The sequence below is a fragment of the Streptomyces sp. AgN23 genome (assembly GCF_001598115.1).
Taxonomy (GTDB): Bacteria; Actinomycetota; Actinomycetes; order Streptomycetales; family Streptomycetaceae; genus Streptomyces; species Streptomyces antimycoticus.
The window spans coordinates 1,205,824-1,223,143 of sequence record NZ_CP007153.1 but is presented as its reverse complement, the minus strand read 5'-3'; the positions used below and the strand labels follow the sequence as shown (position 1 = coordinate 1,223,143).

Below are 17,320 nucleotides of genomic sequence, written 5' to 3'. Positions count from 1 at the left end.
GGTGCGCCACCACGCCCGGGGCTCGGACCCCGTTGTCGACTCGGTCGGTACCTCGGTCTACCGGTTTCCCACCGATGCCCCCGAGGGCGACGGCACGCTGGCCTGGGACTCGACCACCGTGGTCGTGGCCCAGGTCCGCTCCGGCGGCACGACGGGCCTGGGCTACACCTACGGGGCCGCGGCCACCGCCCAGGTCGTCGAAGAGCAGCTGGCCGGCATCGTGACCGGCGGCTGCGCGCTGGACGTGCCCGGCGCCAACGAGGCGATGTCCCGGGCGGTGCGCAACGCCGGCCGGCCGGGTCTGGTCGCGGGCGCCATCTCGGCCGTGGACATCGCCCTGTGGGACCTCAAGGCGCGGCTGCTTCAGGTGCCGCTCATCGGGCTGCTGGGGGCGAGCGGTGCCGAGGTGCCCGTGTACGGCAGCGGCGGTTTCACCACGTACGACGACCTTCGGCAGGACCGGCAGCTGCGCATCTGGGTGGCCGAGCAGGGCATTCCACGGGTCAAGATCAAGATCGGTGAGTCGTGGGGCACCGCGGAGCAGCGCGACCGGCGGCGCATCGCGCTCGCCCGCCGGAGCGTCGGCGACCATACGGAGCTGTATGTCGACGCCAACGGTGCCTACACCCGCAAACAGGCCATCCGGCTCGGACCGCACCTCGACGCGCACGGCGTCACCTGGTTCGAGGAGCCGGTCTCCTCCGACGACCGGGCCGGTCTGGCGCAGGTCAGGGCCGGCGTCGCGGCCGAGGTGACGGCCGGGGAGTACGGCTACACGCTGCCGTACTTCTGGCATCTGCTCGAAGCCGGCGCCGTGGACTGTCTGCAGGCCGACGCCACCCGCTGCGGCGGCCTGACCGGCTGGCTGCGCACGGCGGCCCTGGCCGAGGCCGCCGGTCTGCAGATCTCCGGCCACTGCGCGCCACATGTCCACGCCCATGCGGCGGCGTCCGTACCCAATCTGCGGCACCTGGAATGGTTCCACGATCATGTGCGTATCGAGAATCTGCTCTTCAGCGGCGCTCTGGACCCGGCGGGCGGTACCGTCCGGCCGGGCGAGGACCGGTCACCCGGCCATGGGCTCACGCTGCGTGCCGACCGTGCCGATCCCTACCGCATCGCCTGAGGACACCGCGACGATGACCAGAGTCCACCGGCCGGGCGAGACGCCCCGCTATCCGCCGCAGGACCTGGGCAGCTACGCGCTGCTCGCCGACGGCGAGCGCGGCGCCCTGGTCGGCCCGCGCGGCGAGATCTGCTGGCTGTGCGCGCCGCGCTGGCACGACGACGCGGTGTTCGCCGCGCTCATCGGAGGCGGCGGACTGTACGCCGTCACTCCGGCGGAACGGTTCGTGCCCGGCGGCGCGTACGAGGACGGCTCGTTGATCTGGCGCAGCCGGTGGGTGACGCGCAGCGGCATCGTCGAGTGCCGCGATGCGCTGGCGTTCCCCGGGGAGACCGGGCGGCTGGTCCTGCTCCGGCGCATCGTGGCCCGCGAGGGGCCCGCCCGGGTCCAGGTGGTGCTGCACCCGGTGGCGGGTTACGGGCGGGAGCCGATGCGCGAGATGCGGCGCGGCGCGTCGGGCGAGTGGCGGGCGCGGCTGGGCGGGCTGGCGTTGCGGTGGTCGGGCGCCGAGGACGCCCGGCCGGCCGGCGAGGGCGGGGACGGCTGCCGGTTCACGCTGGAGCTGGACCTGGCGGAGGGCCAGCGGCGTGATCTGGTGCTGGAACTGGGAGCCGGGCCCCTGCGGACACCGACCGTCGATCCGGGACGGGCCTGGGCGGCCACCGAGCGGTCCTGGGCCTCGGCGGTCCCGGGGCTCGGCGACACCGTGGCGGTCCGTGACGCCCGCCAGGCCTACGCGGTACTGCGCGGCATGACGAGCGCCGACGGCGGGATGGTCGCCGCGGCCACCACCAGCCTGCCCGAACGCGCCGAAGAGGGCCGCAACTACGACTACCGGTACGTGTGGATCCGCGATCAGTCCTATGCGGGCCAGGCCGTGGCCGCGACTGCCCCCGGACCGCTGCTGGACGACGCGGTCCGTTTCGCCATGGCCAGGCTGCACGCCGACGGGCCGGACCTGAGCCCCGCGTACACCGTGGACGGCCACCCGGTCCCCGACCAGCAGCCGCTCGACCTGCCCGGCTATCCCGGCGGCTCCGACCGGATCGGCAATCACGTCAACCGGCAGTTCCAGCTCGACTGCTTCGGCGAGGCGCTGCTGCTCCTCGCCGCCGCGGCGGAGCATGGCAGGCTGGACGGCGACGGCTGGGCGGCCGCCGGGATCGCGGCAGACGCCATCCGGCGGCGGTGGCGGGAGGCGGACGCCGGAATCTGGGAGCTGGACAACCGCGCCTGGACACACAGCCGTCTGATCTGCGCCGCCGGGCTGCGCCGGATCGCCGACGCGGCCCACCGCGGGCCGTCGGCCCATGAATGGTCCTCTCTGGCGGATGCCATCGTCGCCGACACCGCCCGGCGCGCCCTGCACCCGGACGGGCGCTGGCAGCGCTCCCCGGACGACCCCTCGCTCGATGCCGCGCTGCTGCTGCCTCCCCTGCGGGGCTTGCTGCCGGCCGACGATCCCCGCACCCGGGCCACCCTCCGCGCCTACACCGCGGAGCTGACCGACGGCTTCTACGCCTACCGCTTCCGGCATGACGAACGGCCCCTCAACGAGGCCGAGGGCGCGTTCCTTCTCTGCGGTTTCGTCGTGGCACTCGCGGAGCACCAGCAGGGCCACGAGATCGACGCATACCGCTGGTTCGAGCGCAACCGCGGCGCCTGCGGAGCGCCGGGCCTGTACGCGGAGGAGTACGACGTCGCCCAGCGCCGGCTGCTGGGCAATCTGCCCCAGGCGTTCGTCCACGCCCTGATGCTCGAAGCGTCGGCACGGCTGGCCGGCCCCGCGACCACCCCGGGGAAGCCGCCTCGGCCCACGAAGGCTGCCCCCTAGCAGAAGGAAACCCGACCGCTCATGTCCCAGTCGGTCGTCATCACGGGCGCCAGTGCCGCGATCGGCCGCGTGCCTGCCGTCGTGGCATGCCTGCGGGTGTCAGAAGGTGGAGGCGATGTCGTCGTAGGTGGCCTCGTCGACCAGGCCGGAGTCGTCCAGGACGTTCTGGTGGTCGAGGACGGTGAGGTTGACCTCGGAGGCGACCACGGCCGACCACATCACCCGGCGCGGCCGGTTTCGCGCTGGGGAAGTTCGATGAGAGGAGACCCGTCGATGGCGAACCGCCGTACGCGGGTGCCCCCCGCCTTCCGGGCTGCGCGGGGTGATGTTCCGGGCGCCGCTCCTGCGCTGCCGCCGGCGCCTGGGGTGGCTGCTGGGCGGCCGGATGCTGCTGCTCACACGTAGGGGTCGTACGAGCGGCCTGTCGCGGCAGGCCGTCCAGGAGGTGACCGGTCGCGACCCGGCGACCGGGGCGTACCATCTCGCCTCCGGTTGCGGCCCGTCCGCGCGGTTGGGTGCGCCGGACGCGGAGCGCTCCGTACACGCGCTGGGGCCGCTGTGGGAGGTCACCAGGTCGCGTGCGTCTGCGGACCGTCCTCCACGGAGGGTTCGCCACCTGCTTCCGTGAACGCCTGCAGCGCCTCGATGAGATGACGCCGCTGACCGGGTGGCATGACGTCGACAATGCCCGCGATCTCCCGTCGCCGCCGGCTGGTGGCCTCGTGCACAATCCGCCGACCGTCTTCAGTGAGGGAAATCATGCTGGTGCGCCGGTCCTCCGCGGTGACACCGCGCGCTACCGTGCCTGCCGCGACCAGGCGGTCGATCATGCGCATCGCGGTCGATGGCCGCACCCCCAGCTCCCCCGCCAGCCTGGACAGACTCAACGGCCCCCGGCCGTCGAGGACGACCAACATGCGGAACTGCGGCAAGGTCAGGGAATCCTCCACCGCGGCCAACGACCGGGCGGACACGGCGACAAGCAGCCTGGACGCGGTCAGCAGGGCGGTGACCATCGCCTCGGCATCGGACTCGGAGGCTGGAGAAGGACGGGGCATACGCCCTTTCTACCGTCCCGGTCTCGATGCCGCGTGCCCGGTGCCCCCCGTACGCTCCTGACCCATGCCGCCACGGGGCGTCGGATGCCGGCGCCGACTCGCTCACCGCCCAAGGAGGGGGCGGCCGACCACGTTTGCTCGGCAACCGTGTGGTCCCGTGCGGGGAGCAGGGCGCTGTCCACAATCAGCACGGTGTCCTTGCCGAATCGCTTGCGTTGTTGCAGAGCCAGGGCGGGCCCGAGGTGGTCGACGATGTGATCCGCTGCCGACCTCGAGAACCCGAAGAGCGGTGCGAGCTGCCGCATTGTCAGGTTCGTCCGTCAGTACACGATGACAGGTGCGTCTCTGCCCTGGGATTCGCAGCCCACGCCGCCGGCGCCGGCACGGCTTCGCTCGGCTCCACACACCACATGTCGTCCGGCAAGGCGTAGTGGAACTGGATCGCGTAGAGGCGGCCCGCATGAACGCGTAACTCTGGCACCCGCGGGGGCGACAGCATCGGGATGGGCCGTGCTGGTCTCCCGGATCCGGCGGCACCACAGCCCGATGCCGTCGAGTTCCGGCGGCATGACGTCCAGCATCAGCAGGCCGGTGCCCGCCCTCCCGGAACAGTTCAAGACCGGTCAACCGTCACCGGCGGAGGTGACGCGGTAGCCGTAGCGTCCAGCGCCACTGCTGGCCGAGCCGCGCGTTTCCTGAGCTCGGGTGGCTTGGGGCAGCAGCACTGCCTCCAGGATGCGTCCCCCATGCAGAGCACCGCGGACCCCGCCACCTACCTGAGCCTGATTGACCGGCTCAGCGCCTTCGCCGCCGAATGCTCCGAAGCGAGATGAAGGGCTTAGGGCAGCGGATTCCCCGGTTTGTTCCTGCCCGGAGTCAATGGTGAATTGCAAGGTCAGTGCGTCGGATAGCCTGGGAAAATGTTGACCGAAGTCACCGCGATCCGCTATGTCACGCCACTGCGTGAAGGCGGATCGCTGCCGGGCATCGTCGAGGCCGATGATCTGGGCACCTATGTCATGAAGTTCACCGGCGCCGGACAGGGACGTAAGACCCTCGTCGCCGAGGTCGTGTGCGGTCAGCTGGGTCGCCGTTTGGGGCTGCGGGTTCCGGAGCTGGTGCGGATGCAGCTGGACCCGGTGATCGGTCTGAGTGAGCCCGACCAGGAGGTGCAGGAGCTGCTCAAGGCCAGTGGCGGGCTCAATCTGGGCATGGACTACCTGCCCGGCTCGCTCGGCTTCGACCCGCTCGCCTTCGAGGTGGGTGCGCAGGAGGCCGGCCGGGTGGTGTGGTTCGACGCGCTCATCGGCAATGTGGACCGCTCCTGGCGCAACCCCAACCTACTGGTGTGGCATGGGCAGTTGTGGCTCATCGACCACGGCGCCACGATGATCTGGCACCACGGCTGGCGCGGCCTGGACAAGGCCGCCGGCAAGCCGTACGACGCCTCCGAGCATGTTCTCGCGCCGTTCGCGCCGGATGTCGCCGCGGCGGCCGAGGCCCTGGCGCCGCTGATCACCGAGGAGCTGCTCACCGAGGTGGTCGCGGACGTCCCCGACGAGTGGCTGACCGACGAGCCGGGCTTCGACGGGCCGGACGCGGTGCGCCGCGCCTATGTCGAGGTGCTGCTGGAGCGGGCGGCCACGGTCGGGGGGAGGATCACGCTCGGCGAGCGCGCCGGTGAGGAGCCGTCCAAGGCCCCGGAGTGGCTGCGGGTGTGGGTCGAGGGAAAGGCGTCGAAGTGAGCGGGTTCCACAACGGCCGGGATGTCTTCGAATACGCCGTGCTGCGCGTCGTCCCCCGGGTCGAGCGCGGTGAGCAGATCAACGCGGGCGTCGTCGTCTACTGCCGCGCCACGTCCTTCGTGGCGGCCCGGGTCCATCTGGACGAGGACCGGCTGCGTGCCCTCGACCCCTCGGCGGACGTGCGGGCGGTACGGGCCGCGCTGCGCGCGGTGGAGTGCGTCTGCTGCGGGGGAGAGCAGGCCGGTCAGGCGGCGGAGGAGGACCCGGGGCGGCGCTTCCGCTGGCTTGTCGCGCCGCGCTCCACGGTCGTCCAGCCGGGGCCGGTGCACACGGGGCTGACGGCGGACGCGGAGGCGGAGGTCGAGCGGTTGCTCGATCTGCTGGTGCGGTGACACACCGGCTGCTGGTGCGGTGACACACCGGGTGAAAGTGCCCGGAGGTGAGCGAGTGCATAAGGGCGGTCGTTGACAGGCGGTGGCGGGCCTCATAGCGTCTCGTGCGCAGGAGAGACTAAGCGGTTGCTCACTCCCGGGGCCGGGACGGTGAGCCGCCATCGATGCGAGGGAGAACCCGCATGTCCACCACCGAGCAGCGCGTTGCCATCGTGACGGGCGCAGCCCGCGGCATCGGCGCGGCGACCGCCGTGCGCCTGGCCGAGGAGGGTCGCGTCGTCGCCGTGCTCGACCTCGACGAGGGGTCCTGCGCGGACACCGTGGAGAAGATCAACGAGGCGGGCGGCAAGGCCATCGCCGTGGGCTGCGATGTGTCGGACGCCGAGCAGGTCGAGGCCGCCGTCGCGCGTGTCGCCGAGGAGCTCGGCGCGCCGACGATCCTGGTCAACAACGCGGGCGTGCTCCGCGACAATCTGCTCTTCAAGATGAGCGAGTCCGACTGGGACACCGTGATGAACGTGCATCTGCGGGGCGCGTTCCTGATGTCGCGCGCCTGCCAGAAGCACATGGTGGACGCGGGCTTCGGCCGGATCGTCAACCTCTCCAGCAGCTCGGCGCTGGGCAACCGCGGCCAGGTCAACTACTCCGCCGCCAAGGCCGGAATGCAGGGCTTCACCAAGACCCTCGCCATCGAGCTCGGCAAGTTCGGCGTCACCGCCAACGCCGTGGCGCCCGGGTTCATCGCCACCGACATGACCGCCGCCACCGCCCAGCGCGTCGGCATGGGCTTCGAGGACTTCCAGAAGGCCGCCGCGAGCCAGATCCCGGTGCAGCGGGTCGGGGAGCCCGGTGACATCGCCAACGCGGTCGCCTTCTTCACCGGCGAGGCGGCCGGTTTCGTCTCCGGCCAGGTCCTGTACGTGGCCGGCGGCCCGCTCAACTGATCAGGAGTCACCCACCAGATGTCCGAGCAGATACAGGACAGCGGCAAGGCCGCGCTCATCACCGGGGCGAGCCGGGGAATCGGCTACGCCATCGCCGAGGCCATGGTGGCCCGCGGTGACCGGGTGTGCATCACCGGGCGCAACGAGGACGCGCTCAAGGAGGCCGTGGAGCGGCTCGGGTCCGACCGTGCGATCTACGCCGCCGGGAAGGCCCACGACCAGGCGCACCAGGCGGCCGCCGTCGAGCGGACGATGGAGGCGTTCGGGCGGATCGACCACCTGGTCAACAACGCCGGCACCAACCCGGTGTACTCGCCCATCGCCGATCTCGACCTCGATGTGATCCGTAAGGTCTTCGAGACCAACGTCGTCTCGGCACTGGGCTTCGCCCAGCGGACCTGGAAGGCCTGGCAGCAGGAGAACGGCGGCACGATCGTCAACATCGCCTCGCTCGCCGGGATGTCGCCCTCGCCGTTCATCGCGGCCTACGGGGTCAGCAAGGCCGCCATGATCAACCTCACGGTGCAGCTCGCCCAGGAGTTCGCCCCGCGGGTCCGCGTCAACGCCATCTCGCCGGCGGTGGTGAAGACCAAGTTCGCCACCGCCCTGTACGAGGGGCGGGAGGAGGAGGTTGCCGCGGCCTATCCGCTGAAGCGGCTCGGCGCCCCGGAGGACATCGGGGGCGCGGCCGCGTTCCTCACCTCCGACCAGGCGGCGTGGGTCACCGGCCAGACGCTCGTCGTGGACGGCGGCATCCTCCTGGGCGCCGGGATCGGCTGACCGGCGCCCGGCCCGACCCCGCGCCAAAGGCACCGTGGGCCGGTGCCCGGTCCGCATGAGGCGTTGTCAGTGGCCACCGGTAGGTTCTGTGCCCTGAACGGAACACGACCGGAGGTTTGTAGACGTGCCCTATGTGCTGCCCGAGTCCTGGCGCGGGGTCCTCGGCGAGGAGCTGGAGAAGCCCTATTTCAAGGAGCTCACCGAGTTCGTCGAGGAGGAGCGGGACAAGGGGCCGGTGTACCCGCCGCGCGAGGAGGTGTTCGCCGCCCTGGAGGCCACCCCGTTCGACCAGGTGAAGGTGCTCGTCCTCGGGCAGGACCCGTACCACGGCGAGGGTCAGGGCCACGGTCTGTGCTTCTCGGTGCGGCCGGGCGTCAAGACCCCGCCGTCGCTGCGGAACATCTTCAAGGAGATGAAGGAGGAGCTCGGCCACCCGGTGCCGGACAACGGCTATCTGATGCCGTGGGCGCGGCAGGGTGTGCTGCTGCTCAACGCGGTGCTGACGGTCCGGGGCGGCGAGGCCAACTCCCACAAGAGCAAGGGGTGGGAGAAGTTCACCGACGCGGTGATCCGCGCGGTGGCCTCGCGCCCCGATCCCGCTGTCTTCGTGCTCTGGGGGAACTACGCCCAGAAGAAGCTGCCGCTGATCGACGAGTCGCGGCATGCGGTGGTGAAGGGGGCGCACCCGTCCCCGCTGTCGGCGAAGAAGTTCTTCGGCTCGCGCCCTTTCACCCATATCGACGAGGCGGTCAAGGCCCAGGGACACACCCCGATCGACTGGCGGATCCCGGATCTCGGCGCCTGACCGGACGGCACGGCTAGAGCGTGTAGTCGAAGCTGTAGGGGATCTCGGTCTCCCCGCGTACGGCGGCGAAGGTGCCCGATCCGGTGAGCCCGGTCAGCTCGCCGGTGCCGGATCCGGGCACCACCTCGAAGGTGCAGTGGACGGTGGCGTCCTCGCCCCAACTGCCGTGCTGCAGTACGACGAAGCTGCCGGCGCGCCCGTCGAGGGTGCCGGTCAGCAGCTCGTAGCCGCAGCAGACGCCGGTCTTCTCGGACAGATAGGTGATCGCGTAATTGCAGCTCGTCCGCGGTGCCTCGATGCCGCCCGAGAAGGCGTTCGTCACCACGGCCTGGGCCGGCTTCGCGCCGCTGCCCTCGACCTCTTCGAGAGCGGTCTCCTTCCAGTCGGCGTAGGTGAAGTGGCCGGTGGTGTGGGTGGTCATGGCGGGTCCTTTCGGGGGCCGTCAGGGGCCGGTCAGGGGCCGGATCTGTGGTGGATCGGCTGTGGGAGCCACTCTGGCGGCCGTACCTGACATCTTTTGTCAGGTACGGCACCCACAATGGACCGCATGCGCGCCGACCGCCTTCTCTCGCTGCTTCTGCTGCTGCAGAACCGGGGCCGGATGACCGCGCCCGACCTCGCCGCCGAGCTGGAAGTCTCGGTGCGCACCGTCTACCGCGATGTGGAGGCGCTGAGCGCGTCCGGTGTGCCGGTGTACGCCGACCGCGGCCCGGCCGGGGGCTACCGGCTGCTCGACGGCTACCGCACCCGGCTGACCGGGCTCACCGGCGACGAGGCCGACTCGCTCTTCCTCGCCGGGATGCCGGGCCCGGCCGCCGAGCTGGGTCTGGGCGCCGACCTCACCACGGCCCAGCTCAAGCTGCGGGCCGCGCTCCCGGCCGAGCTGGGGGAGCGCTCCCGTCGCATCCAGGAGCGCTTCCACCTCGACGCGCCGGGCTGGTTCCGCGATGCCGAGCCGGTGCCCCATCTGGCGGCGGCCGCCGAGGCCGTATGGGAGCTGCGGGTCCTGCGGGTGCACTACCGCCGCTGGCGCGGCGAGGTGCGGCGGGAGCTGTGCCCGCTGGGCCTCGTCCTCAAGGGCGGCATCTGGTACCTGGTGGCGAGGGTCGAGGACACCGTGCGCAGCTACCGGGTCTCCCGGATCCTCGCTGCCGAGGTGCTGGAGGAGGTCTTCGACCGGCCCGCCGGGTTCGACCTCGCCGCCTACTGGGCGGAGTCGTCCCGCCGCCTGGAGTCCTCGCGCTTCCACGGCGAGGCCGAACTCCTGCTCTCCGAGCGCGGGGTGCAGCTGCTCCCGATGCAGTTCGGAGCGGTGGGCGCGGAGGCGGTGGCCGCGGCGGGCCCGCCCGACGACCGGGGGCGCCGGCGTGTCGTCCTGCCGGTGGAGTCGCTGCCGGTCGCGGTCCACGACATGCTGCGGCTGGGCACCGACGCCGAGGTGCTCGGGCCGCCCGAGCTGCGGTCGGCCGTCGCCCGCGCCGTCGCCGAACTGGCCCGCCGCTACGGCGCGCCGAAGGGCGACACCCCCGGGGCCCCGCCGAACCACGACACGCCGAGCGGGGCATGGCGAACGGTGCATGATCCGCAGAACACCCCCTAGAAGGCTCGTGAAGATCTTGGGTTCTGGCCCTGCCGTGTCAGCGGCAGGGCCAGACTTGTCTTGTGGCGATGGGTGAGTGGGTCGGCGAGATGGTCGGGCCGGATGTGTGGGAGACCTGCCGGGACCTGATTCCGGCCGGGAGTGTGTTCGCGTTCCTGGCCGAGCATCGTGGCGAGCTGTTCCCGGCTGAGATGTTCGTGGACATGTATCCGTCGGCGAATGGACGGCCGAGCATGCCGCCGCAGATCCTGGCCGCCGCGATCGCGCTACAGGCCCTGCACGGGCTGTCGGACTTCGAGACAGTCCAGGAATTGCGGTGCGACCTGCGGTGGAAGGCCGCATGCGGCCTGGGCCTCAACGACATGGCGTTCGATCCATCGCTGCTGGCCTACTTCCGCCGCCGGCTGGCCCGTTCCGCCCGCCCGAACCGCATCTTCGAGACCGTACGCGAGGTCGTGAAGGCCACCGGTGTCCTCAAGGGCAAGCACCGCCGGGCTCTGGACTCCACTGTGCTGGACGACGCGGTCGCCACCCAGGACACCGTCACCCAGATCATCGCCGCCGTCCGCGCGGTGATCCGCGAAGTCCCCGGCGCCGACACGGCCGCCGCTGCCCAGTGCACCGCCCACGACTACACCGACCCGGGCAAACCGAAGATCGCCTGGAACGACGAGCAGGCCCGCGCCGAGCTGGTCGACGCACTCGTCACGGACGCGCTGCGGCTGCTGGGTCACCTGCCCGAACAGCAACTCGGCGAGAAGGCCGCGAACGCGGTGGGCATCCTGGCCCTGGTCGCCGGTCAGGACGTCGAGCCCGCCGAGGACTCCGACGGCCGCGACGGACGCTGGCGCATCACCCGGGGCACCGTCCCTGGCCGGATGGTCTCCACCATCGATCCGGAAGCCCGGCACATCCACAAGACCCGCAGCCACCAGCAGGACGGTTTCAAGGCCCATCTGGCCATCGAGCCCGAGACCGGCTTATACACCGCCGTCGCCCTGCGGCCCGGCTCCGGGCCCGAGCACCATGAGGCTGCCGTGGGTCTTGAGCTGCTCGCCGACGAGGACACCCCGGTGGACGCCTTCGGTGACACCGCCTACTCCACCGGCGACGCCCGCCAGGCCCTGGACCGGGCCGGGCACCGGCTGTTCCTCAAACCCGCCCCGCTGCGGCCCGCCGTCCCCGGCGGCTTCACCCTCGACGACTTCGCCATCGACACCACCACCGCCATCGTGACCTGCCCGGCCGGACACGCCGTGGGCCTGTCCGACCCCGGCGGGCAGCACCACCAGCGCAAAGCCTCTTTCGGGAACTTATGCACCGGATGCCCCCTGCGCGAGCAGTGCACCAAGGCCAAGGCCGGACGCATCCTGACCATCCGCCCGCACCACGACCTCCAAGCGGCCGCCCGCCACCAGGCCGCCACCGATCCTGACTGGCAGGCCGACTACCGCCGCTGGAGACCACCGGTCGAACGCGCCGTCGCATGGCTCGTCCACCACGGCAACCGCCGACTCCGCTACCGCGGCACCCTCAAGAACGACACCTGGCTCCACACCCGAGCCGCCGCCCTCAACCTCCGCCGACTGATCAACCTCGGACTCACCCGCATCGACGGCGCCTGGCACCTCGCCCCAGCCACCACATAACGAAGAGGGGCCATCCGGCCTCCGGCCGGACAGCCCCTCACCAAGATCTTCATCGGCCTTCTAGCTTCGCTCGAAGGTCGGGAGGCCGCGATGACGGAAGCCCAGCGGGAGGCGCCCAACGGCGATGCCGTACTGACCCGGATCGGGCAGGCGGTCATGCTGCACCGGGGCGGTGACCGGGAGGAGGCGCGCAATCGCCTCGCCGCGCTGTGGCAGGAGATCGAACGGGACGGCGCCCCCTTCCACCGCTGCGCCCTCGCCCATTACCTGGCCGACACCCAGGACGATCCGCTCGACGAGCTGATCTGGAATCTGCGGGCGCTCGCCGCCGCCGACGGGCTCACCGGGGCCCTGGCCCCGCGCGCGTTCGTCCCCTCCCTCCACCTCAATGTGGCCACCGGCTACCTGAAGCTGGGCCAGGAGGAGGCGGCCCGCGGCCAGTTGGCGCTCGCGCGGGCGGCCGCCGGTGCGCTCGGCGAGGACCCGTACGGCGACGGGGTGCGGGCCGCCATCCTGCGGCTGACGCTGGCTCTGGAGGGCGCCGTCGAGGACTAGGGGACTAGGGGGACCAGAGGGCTAGGGGGACCAGAGGGCTAAAGGGACCAGAGGCCGATCGGCGGCCGGAGGCTCCGACCGCCGGCGCGGCGACGGCTACTGGGTCGCTCCGTCCCGGGTGCGCTGGTAGTGGCGCCTGGCCTTCATCCTGTTGCCGCAGATCGCCATCGAGCACCAGCGGGCCTTGTTGGTCTTGCTGCGGTCGAGGAGGAAGCGCCGGCACTCCGGGTTGGCGCACGGCCGCAGCCGCCCGGACATCGTCTCCAGCAGCGCGCTCCAGGCCATCACCGACTCCACTGCCATCCGGCGCTCCTCCGGGGCGTCGAGCTCCCAGGACACCCCCTCGGAGGAGACCCCCGGGCGGGAGGTGACCCCGTCGAGGAGCGGAGCCAGTGAAGCGGCCGGCCGGCCGCCGCGCACCACGTCCTGCAGTGCGTCCCGTGCCCGCAGGAGCCAGGCGTGCTCCTCCGCGGTGCCGCTGCCGCCGTGCGCCTGCTGCCAGGACCTGGCCGTTTCCGGATCCGCAAGCTGGTCCTGGACGACCCCGCGGACCACCGGTGTGCTGTTGAGGAGTTCCAGCAGCGTGTCCTGCTGCTCCTGCGTGGTCACCATGACACGTCCTAACCGTTTTGCCTCGTGTGACAGGTTAGCGCAGCGTGCAGCGGTTGTGCCGGCCGCCCGGGTGCCGGACGGCGATGTGGTGGCGGCGCCTCGGCGCCGACCGCACTGGCCGACGGCCGCGGACGGGCGGAGGCTTGAATCAGGGCGCCGCTGTACGGAGACGGCGACCCAGGATTCAACCCGGGATTCAATCTAACCCTCTAAAGCTTCTTGACTGGTTAGCCCTAGCGTGCTCGACTGGGTTGTGTAACCACTGAAGCCGCGTAGAAAGGTTAGAGTGATGACTGTCGTAGTCCACCACCGCACCGCCACCGTCGATGGCCTGGAGGTCTTCTACCGGGAGGCCGGTGACCCCCAGGCGCCCGTCGTAGTGCTGCTGCACGGCTTTCCGACCAGCTCGCACATGTTCCGCCACCTGATCCCGGCGCTCGCCGACCGATACCGCGTCATCGCCCCCGACCACATCGGGTTCGGCCAGTCGGTGATGCCCTCCTTGCGGGACTTCCCCTACACCTTCGACGCCCTCGCCCAGGTCACCTCGGGCCTGCTGCAGGGCCTGGGCGTCGACCGGTTCGCGATGTACGTACAGGACTACGGCGCCCCCATCGGCTGGCGGCTCGCGCTGCGCGACCCGGACCGCATCACCGCGATCATCACCCAGAACGGCAACGCCTACGTCGACGGCTTCGTCAAGCCGTTCTGGGACGGCGTGTTCGCCTACGCCGAGGCCCCCGGGCCGGAGACCGAGGCCCCCATGCGCGGCGCCCTGACCGCCGAGATCACGCGCTGGCAGTATCTGAACGGAGTCGCCGACCCCACCCTGGTCAGCCCCGACAACTGGGTGCACGACCAGGCACTCCTGGACCGCCCCGGCAATGACGAGATCCAGCTCAAGCTCTTCCGCGACTACCCCACCAACGTGGACCTCTACCCGCGGGTCCAGCAGTACTTCCGCGACTCCCGGGTCCCGCTGCTGGCGGTCTGGGGCGCCAACGACGAGATCTTCGGCCCGGCGGGCGCGGAGGCGTTCGGCCAGGACCTGCCCGACGCCGAGATCCATCTGCTCGACTCCGGGCACTTCGCCCTCGAAAGCCATCTGCAGTCGATCACCGCGTATATCCGCAACTTCCTCGGCCGTGTCCTGGCCTGACCCGCCCAGGTGCCGGGATCGCGGCGTTCGGGTGCGGTCCCGGGACCCATGCGGCGCCCGTCGTCGCGGCCCGGATGACGCCCGTCGCGTATGATTCATTCCCATAGTTCCGTTATGCGGCCATATGGGGAGGCCCGCCGTGGACGGCATCGCTGATATGGGCGGCACCCCGGGATGGGGCCCCGTCCGTCCTCCGAGGCGTGATGAACCGGTCTTCGAGGAGCCCTGGCAGGGCCGGGCCTTCGCGCTCGCCAGTCTCTCCGGCCGTATCGCCTTCGGCGGCGTCAACCTGGACGCCTTCCGGCACGGGCTCGAGCGCCTGGACCGCGCCGCCTATCTGGACGACGGCTACTACGGGCGCTGGCTCAACGGCGCGGAGCTGATGCTCACCGACAGTGCCGTCCTCGCGCCGGGCGCGATCCGCGCCCGCGCCCGCAACCTGCGGGGCGAACGCGTGGAGGAGCCGCCGATCCCCGAGCCCGCCGTGCCCGACTACGAGCCGAGCGCCGAGGGCTCGCTGCGCCCGGTGGACCGCCCGCCCGCCTTCGCTGTCGGCGAGCGGGTGCGGACCAAGACCATGCCGGTGCCCGGGCACACCCGGCTGCCGGGCTACGCACGGGGACACACCGGGATCGTCGAGGTCGTCCAGCCCGCCTTCGTACTGCCGGACACCAACGCCCACTTCCAGGGCGAGAACCCGCGGTACGTCTACTCGGTGCGCTTCGACTCGCGCGAGCTGTGGGGCGCCGACGCCGAGCCCTTCGCGGTCACCGCCGACCTGTTCGAGAACTACCTGGAGGCCACCTCATGACCCGCACCGATGGCGGACCGGGCGAGGCGCCTCCCGTGGCCCTGCGCACCGAGGCGCTCGAGCAACTGCTCACCGAGCGGGGCCTGATCGACCCGAAGGTGATGAACGAGATCATCACCACCTACGAGACCAACGTGGGCCCGCTCAACGGCGCCAAGGTCGTCGCCAGGGCATGGACCGACCCGGAGTACCGGCGGCGGCTGCTCCAGGACGGCACCGCGGCCATCGGGGAGTTGGGGTTCTCGGGGCCGCAGGGCGAGCACATCGTCGTGGTGGAGAACTCCGCGACCACGCACCATGTGGTGGTGTGCACGCTGTGCTCCTGCTACCCGTGGCCGGTGCTCGGCCTGCCGCCGAGCTGGTACAAGGACCCCGCCTACCGTGCGCGCGTGGTCAAGGAGCCCCGCACGGTGCTGTCCGAGATGGGCCTCGAACTCGACGACGACGTGCGGATCACCGTCCACGACTCCACCAGCGAGGTGCGCTGGCTGGTGCTGCCCGAGCGTCCGGCCGGCACCGAGCACCTCTCCGAGGAACAGCTCGTGCCGCTGGTGACCCGGGAGGCGATGGTCGGCGTGGCCAAGGTGGCGGCACCATGACCGCGCCACTGGACATCGAGGGCCCGGCCGCGCCACCGCGCTCCAACGGTGAGTTGGTGTTCGCCGAGCCCTGGGAGAGCCGCGCCTTCGGCATGGCCGTCAGCCTGTACGAGGCGGGTGCCTTCACCTGGCCGGAGTTCCAGGCCGCGCTGATCGCCCGGATCGCGGCCTGGGAGGCCGCGGCGGCACCCGACGAGCCGTACCACTACTACCGGCTCTGGCTGGCCGCACTGGAGGACACGCTCGCCGGTCGGTGCGCCGTTTCGGCGGACGAAGTCACCGCCCGCACCCTTGCCCTGGCGCGACGCCCCCCGGACCACGACCACCGCGACGGCCACGACCACGAGCACCACCACGCCCACTGATCCCGGGGCGCCCTCGCCATGTGCCCTAGTCGCCGGTGACGCCGTCGATCCGCTCGCGTATGAGGTCGGCGTGGCCGTTGTGGCGGGCGTACTCCTCGATCATGTGCAGATAGATCCAGCGCAGGTTGTAGTCCCCACGGCCGGGACGGGTGACGACATCGTCCAGGGAATGGCCCGCGGCGGCCTCCTTGGCCTTGGCGATCTCGTCCCGCCAGATGGCGAAGGCACTCTCCGCGGTGTCTCCGTCGGCGACGTGGAACTCCCCGTCCGGGTCCTCCTCGCTGTACCAGATCGGCGGCGTGTTTTCGTGGGCGAACACCCGCCGGAACCAGCTGCGTTCGACCTCGGCCATATGCCGTACGAGGCCGAGCAGGGTCAGTTCGGACGGCGGCGCCGACGCCTCGCGCAGTTGCTTGTCGTCCAGCCCCTCGCATTTGAGGGCGAGGGTCGCGCGGTGGAAGTCCAGCCACCCCTCCAGGCTGGTGCGTTCATCGGCGGTCCGGGGCGCTTCGCGGCGTTCTGCGGTCGTCATGGCGGTCATGATGGCGGTCCGGCCGCTCGGCCCGCCACGCGTTATTCGTTCAGCATCCCGCGCAGCAGCTCCGCGAAGCCGGTGCGCAGCGTCGCGCGGTCGGGTACGGCGTCGTGGTCGGCGCCCGCGGCGCAGCTGAACATCAGCCCCTCGCACCAGGCGACCAGTGACCGTGCGTGCCGCCGGGGCTCGGTGGAGCCGAGCGCCGTCATCATCGCTTCGAGCGGCTCGCGGAAGCCGCGCCCCGTCGCGTCGTAGAACTCCCGCAGCTCGGGGCGGCGGGTCGCCTCCAGGGCGAGTTCGTAGCGGGCGATCAGCAGATCGCGCTGGGCGGTGAGCGAGCGGTGCAGGGCGAGCGAGAGCGCGTCGGCCGGCTCCGCGACCGGATCGGCTCCGTTCCGCGCCGCGCCGGCCGAGCGCGGCATCTCGTCGGGCGTCAGCACCGCCGCCTCCCGCTGGGCCAGCCGCCGGACCGCCGCCTTGAGCAGGGCGGCGCGGGTCCGGGCGTGGTTCGAGGTCGAGCCGAGCGGCAGCCCGGCCGCCTCGTCCACCGCACGGTGCGTCAGCCCGCGCATCCCGCGCTCGGCCAGCAGCCCCAGGGCGGTGTCGGCGATCAGCTCGGCACGGGAGGCGGCGGACGCGGACGTGGCCGATGCGGAGACGGGAGCGGCCGATGCGGAGGCGGCGGTTCGATCAGCGGTCATGGGGCCAACCTAAGCCCATCCGCCGCACGCACTACAAATGTAGTAACGTG

Annotated in this window: 19 protein-coding genes and 2 pseudogenes; 14 read left to right on the top strand and 7 right to left on the bottom strand. The window is 71.4% G+C overall.

Going from position 1 to position 17,320, the window contains the following annotated elements; translation table 11 throughout:
- Nucleotide 1: 1 nt before the first annotated feature.
- Together AS97_RS05300 and AS97_RS05295 are read left to right on the top strand one after the other, a co-directional pair.
- On the top strand, nucleotides 2-1,126 hold the full coding sequence (locus AS97_RS05300) for an enolase C-terminal domain-like protein (RefSeq protein WP_210564423.1): 1,125 nt from the start codon (nucleotides 2-4) through the stop codon (nucleotides 1,124-1,126).
- Between the two features lie 13 nt (nucleotides 1,127-1,139).
- A complete protein-coding gene (locus AS97_RS05295) occupies nucleotides 1,140-2,960 on the top strand; it encodes a glycoside hydrolase family 15 protein (RefSeq protein ID WP_210564422.1) in 1,821 nt (606 codons plus the stop codon).
- Between the two features lie 566 nt (nucleotides 2,961-3,526).
- On the opposite strand, the gene AS97_RS05290 is transcribed toward AS97_RS05295, so the two are convergent.
- From AS97_RS05290 to AS97_RS46905, 3 genes and pseudogenes are all read right to left on the bottom strand, one after another.
- Complete coding sequence (locus AS97_RS05290) at nucleotides 3,527-3,976, bottom strand: MarR family transcriptional regulator (RefSeq protein ID WP_247204240.1); 450 nt, start codon at nucleotides 3,974-3,976, stop codon at nucleotides 3,527-3,529.
- A 173-nt stretch (nucleotides 3,977-4,149) separates the two neighbouring features.
- Nucleotides 4,150-4,344, bottom strand: a pseudogene (locus AS97_RS05285) (transposase family protein); the annotation flags it as partial.
- Between the two features lie 180 nt (nucleotides 4,345-4,524).
- Nucleotides 4,525-4,605: pseudogene (locus tag AS97_RS46905) on the bottom strand (DNA-binding response regulator); the annotation flags it as partial.
- Nucleotides 4,606-4,938: 333 nt separating this feature from the next.
- Between AS97_RS46905 and AS97_RS05280 the strand changes: the two are divergent.
- From AS97_RS05280 to ung, 5 genes are all read left to right on the top strand, one after another.
- Nucleotides 4,939-5,763 (top strand): HipA family kinase, encoded by an 825-nt coding sequence (locus AS97_RS05280; protein ID WP_059143869.1) that lies wholly within the window; start codon nucleotides 4,939-4,941, stop codon nucleotides 5,761-5,763.
- Nucleotides 5,760-6,155: a DUF3037 domain-containing protein gene (locus AS97_RS05275; RefSeq protein ID WP_059143868.1), complete on the top strand. Its 396-nt coding sequence runs from the start codon at nucleotides 5,760-5,762 to the stop codon at nucleotides 6,153-6,155. Before AS97_RS05280 ends, AS97_RS05275 begins: the two co-directional genes overlap by 4 nt.
- A gap of 182 nt (nucleotides 6,156-6,337) precedes the next feature.
- A complete protein-coding gene (fabG, locus tag AS97_RS05270) occupies nucleotides 6,338-7,099 on the top strand; it encodes a 3-oxoacyl-ACP reductase FabG (RefSeq protein ID WP_059143867.1) in 762 nt (253 codons plus the stop codon).
- Between the two features lie 18 nt (nucleotides 7,100-7,117).
- Entirely contained in the window at nucleotides 7,118-7,879 is a 762-nt protein-coding gene (locus tag AS97_RS05265) for an SDR family oxidoreductase (protein ID WP_059143866.1), read from the top strand.
- A gap of 124 nt (nucleotides 7,880-8,003) precedes the next feature.
- Nucleotides 8,004-8,684 carry a uracil-DNA glycosylase gene (gene ung, locus AS97_RS05260; RefSeq protein WP_059143865.1) on the top strand — a complete coding sequence of 227 codons (681 nt, stop codon included), beginning with the start codon at nucleotides 8,004-8,006 and terminating at the stop codon, nucleotides 8,682-8,684.
- Nucleotides 8,685-8,697: 13 nt separating this feature from the next.
- On the opposite strand, the gene AS97_RS05255 is transcribed toward ung, so the two are convergent.
- The gene (locus AS97_RS05255; RefSeq protein ID WP_210564421.1) at nucleotides 8,698-9,105 is read right to left on the bottom strand and encodes a DUF3224 domain-containing protein; all 408 of its coding nucleotides are present in this window, start codon (nucleotides 9,103-9,105) and stop codon (nucleotides 8,698-8,700) included.
- Between the two features lie 117 nt (nucleotides 9,106-9,222).
- On the opposite strand from AS97_RS05255, the gene AS97_RS05250 reads away from it, so the two are divergent.
- The 3 genes from AS97_RS05250 to AS97_RS05240 all read left to right on the top strand — a co-directional run bounded on the left by AS97_RS05250 (nucleotide 9,223) and on the right by AS97_RS05240 (nucleotide 12,488).
- Nucleotides 9,223-10,284, top strand: coding sequence for a WYL domain-containing protein (locus AS97_RS05250; RefSeq protein ID WP_210564420.1), 1,062 nt, complete (start codon nucleotides 9,223-9,225; stop codon nucleotides 10,282-10,284).
- Between the two features lie 68 nt (nucleotides 10,285-10,352).
- Nucleotides 10,353-11,933, top strand: coding sequence for an IS1182 family transposase (locus AS97_RS05245; protein WP_210564187.1), 1,581 nt, complete (start codon nucleotides 10,353-10,355; stop codon nucleotides 11,931-11,933).
- Nucleotides 11,934-12,023: 90 nt separating this feature from the next.
- Complete coding sequence (locus AS97_RS05240) at nucleotides 12,024-12,488, top strand: hypothetical protein (RefSeq protein WP_059143862.1); 465 nt, start codon at nucleotides 12,024-12,026, stop codon at nucleotides 12,486-12,488.
- A 96-nt stretch (nucleotides 12,489-12,584) separates the two neighbouring features.
- Here AS97_RS05240 and AS97_RS05235 read toward each other — a convergent pair whose 3' ends face one another.
- Nucleotides 12,585-13,100, bottom strand: coding sequence for a CGNR zinc finger domain-containing protein (locus AS97_RS05235; protein ID WP_210564419.1), 516 nt, complete (start codon nucleotides 13,098-13,100; stop codon nucleotides 12,585-12,587).
- 289 nt (nucleotides 13,101-13,389) lie between these two features.
- Between AS97_RS05235 and AS97_RS05230 the strand changes: the two genes are divergently transcribed.
- From AS97_RS05230 to AS97_RS05215, 4 genes are all read left to right on the top strand, one after another.
- Nucleotides 13,390-14,259, top strand: coding sequence for an alpha/beta hydrolase (locus AS97_RS05230; RefSeq protein ID WP_210564418.1), 870 nt, complete (start codon nucleotides 13,390-13,392; stop codon nucleotides 14,257-14,259).
- A gap of 139 nt (nucleotides 14,260-14,398) precedes the next feature.
- Nucleotides 14,399-15,070 carry a nitrile hydratase subunit beta gene (nthB, locus tag AS97_RS05225; RefSeq protein WP_059143859.1) on the top strand — a complete coding sequence of 224 codons (672 nt, stop codon included), beginning with the start codon at nucleotides 14,399-14,401 and terminating at the stop codon, nucleotides 15,068-15,070.
- On the top strand, nucleotides 15,067-15,669 hold the full coding sequence (gene nthA / locus AS97_RS05220; RefSeq protein ID WP_086705752.1) for a nitrile hydratase subunit alpha: 603 nt from the start codon (nucleotides 15,067-15,069) through the stop codon (nucleotides 15,667-15,669). Before nthB ends, nthA begins: the two co-directional genes overlap by 4 nt.
- The gene (locus AS97_RS05215; protein ID WP_210564417.1) at nucleotides 15,666-16,034 is read left to right on the top strand and encodes a nitrile hydratase accessory protein; all 369 of its coding nucleotides are present in this window, start codon (nucleotides 15,666-15,668) and stop codon (nucleotides 16,032-16,034) included. The genes nthA and AS97_RS05215 overlap by 4 nt, the downstream gene beginning before the upstream one ends.
- Before the next feature lie 25 nt (nucleotides 16,035-16,059).
- On the opposite strand, the gene AS97_RS05210 is transcribed toward AS97_RS05215, so the two are convergent.
- Together AS97_RS05210 and AS97_RS05205 are read right to left on the bottom strand one after the other, a co-directional pair.
- Entirely contained in the window at nucleotides 16,060-16,566 is a 507-nt protein-coding gene (locus AS97_RS05210) for a DinB family protein (RefSeq protein ID WP_086705757.1), read from the bottom strand.
- A 41-nt stretch (nucleotides 16,567-16,607) separates the two neighbouring features.
- Nucleotides 16,608-17,270, bottom strand: a complete 663-nt coding sequence (locus AS97_RS05205; RefSeq protein ID WP_236669489.1) for a TetR/AcrR family transcriptional regulator — start codon at nucleotides 17,268-17,270, stop codon at nucleotides 16,608-16,610.
- Nucleotides 17,271-17,320 lie beyond the last annotated feature (50 nt).